At 62.9% G+C, this 2377-nt stretch carries 1 protein-coding gene and 1 pseudogene; both read left to right on the forward strand.

All coding sequences use genetic code 11. From position 1 onward, the window contains the following. Positions 1-771: pseudogene (locus tag BGIM_RS0147705) on the forward strand (hypothetical protein); the annotation flags it as partial. Next, positions 768-2377, forward strand: a 1610-nt coding sequence (locus tag BGIM_RS0147710; RefSeq protein WP_020476628.1) for a DEAD/DEAH box helicase, incomplete at its 3' end; no start/stop codon positions are given. The pseudogene BGIM_RS0147705 and the gene BGIM_RS0147710, both read left to right, overlap by 4 nt.

Consider the following 2377-nt stretch of genomic DNA (forward strand, 5'->3'; position numbering starts at 1 on the left):
GGCGGGCGGCGACGAGAACTGGCGGCCATCATCGCCGGGGTGGCGCCCGTGTATCAAACACGCGAGATGACGGATGCCGAGATCGTCGCCTGGGTGGAGCGCGAAGACCTGTTGCGCCGACACCTGACGCCTTCGCAACGGGCGGCCGCCGTCACGGCGCTGGCGACGCTCGCCGCCCACGGGTCCAATCGTTTTCATCGGGAAAACAAGGGAAAACCTGATGAGCCTGTCCCGGAGACGACGGCCCGACTGGCCGGGCGGGCGCGGGTGGGGACGCGAACCATCGAAGAGGTTCGCAAGGTGCGCAACAAGGCGCCGGAACTGCTCCCGGCCGTCAAGGAGGGGGAACTCTCGGCCAACACCGCCGCCAAGATTGCGGATTTGCCGAAGCCCGCGCGGAAGCGAGTCATCGCGGCCGACGACCCGAAGACGCAGGCGAAAATCGAACTGCGCGACGCGACTCCCGAAGCCGGACCGGCCGATGAGTTTTGCGGCCTCCTCAACGCACTTTGCAAAGACCTGGACGCCATCGGCCGGCGGATCGCGGATCTGAAAGAGTCGCCGTTTGCCTTCTGCGTCCACTGGCAGTCGGCCCAGTCACAAGTGAAGGCGGCACGGGAAACCCTGCACGGCGGCCGCCCGGCGCATGAGTGCCCGTATTGTCAAAAAGCCGGGAAAGCCCAGCCGGATTGCCGCAGTTGCCGGGGGACCGGGCGCGTCACCAAGGGAAGCCACAAGGCGGGGATCGCCGCCGTCGGAGGCGAGGAATGAGGCAGCTTCGCCCCTATCAACAAGCCGCGCTGGACGCCACGCTGGACAAGTTGCGCTCGTTCGACAGCGCCGTCGTCGTCCTCCCCACCGGTTGCGGAAAGACCGTTTACGCCGCTCGCCTGATCTCTCAATGGGATCGCGGCAACACGCTTTTTTTGGCCCACACTCGCGAATTAATTGAACAGGCGGCCGACAAATTAAAAGGTGAATTAGGCTATCGACCGCCGGTGGAAATGAATGTATCCACGGTTGAAATCGACCAGATATATAGCGGCGACATGTGCGTCGTCGGCAGCGTGCAAACAATGTATTCCGACCGACGACTGGAGAAATACCGTCGCCACCCGTTCGGGTTGATCCTGATCGACGAATGCCACCACGCAAGCGCCGCCAGCTATCGTAAAATCATCGATTTTTTTCGAGAAATCAATCCGTCGCTCAAGGTCGTCGGCATCACCGCCACGCCCAACCGCGCGGACGGAACCGCCTTGGGGACGGTGTTTCAATCCGAAGCTTATCAAATGTCGATAGCGGATGCTGTCAACGATGGCTGGCTGGTCCCTGTTGAACAGGAATATATCGTCTGCGAGGAAATTCATTACGACGATATCAAGACTCGGAAAAACGAGTTCGGCGAAACCGATTTCAACGGCGCCGCGCTGGAAGATATCCTGACCGAGGAAAAAGCCCTCCACGCCATCGCCGCCCCGTTGTTGGCCAAGGCGGGGGACAAGCCCGGCCTCGTCTTCTGCGCCGGGGTGCGCCATGCCCACTTGCTGGCGGCCATCCTCAACCGCTCCAAGCCCGGTTGCGCCCAAGCCGTGGACGGCAAGACCGACCGGGCCGCCCGCCTGCGCATCGTCCGGGATTTCTCGGAGGGAAGGGTTCAATTCCTCAGTAATTGCATGGTGTTCACCGAGGGTTTTGATGTCCCCAATTGCTCCCTCGTGGCGATGGCGAGGCCGACGAAATCGCTGAGCATGTACATGCAAATGCTCGGCCGGGGCTTGCGGCCGTTGCCCGGCGTGGTTGATGGCGTCCCCGAGGCGTTTGATCGGCGAATGGGCATCATGACCAGCGCGAAGCCCGCCTGCCACGTTCTTGATTTCGTCGGCAATAGCAACCACAAGCTCGCCAATGTCTTCGACGTTCTCGGCGGCCAATACGACGTGCCCACGCGCGAACTGGCGGCGGCCGAATCGCGGCGAAACAAGAAACCGGTGGACGAACTGCTTGAACAGGCCCGCCTTCTTCGGCAACTGGAAATGCAATGGCGGGAGCGCGAAGGCATTCGCCCGGATGTGTCGTTCGAGTCGTGGGCGGTCAACCCCTTCGGCGACGGCGCCGCCCCGGCCGTCAGTTCTTCCGGCAAGGGGCGGGGCGGGTGCAGCGACGCGCAAATCGGCCTGCTCGTAAAGCTCGGCATCCCTTATGCGGATGCAGCCGCTTACTCGAAAAAACAAGCCGGGGCGGTGATTGACAAGCTTTCGCAAACCCGCTGCACGCCGAAACAGGCGGCCGCGCTGAGGCGGGCCGGCGTCAACCCTGTCGGCATCGGCCTCGACCGCGCCGGCCGAATCCTGGACGCCCTCGCCGCCAACGGCTG

The organism is Zavarzinella formosa DSM 19928 (assembly GCF_000255705.1).
Taxonomy (GTDB): Bacteria; Planctomycetota; Planctomycetia; order Gemmatales; family Gemmataceae; genus Zavarzinella; species Zavarzinella formosa.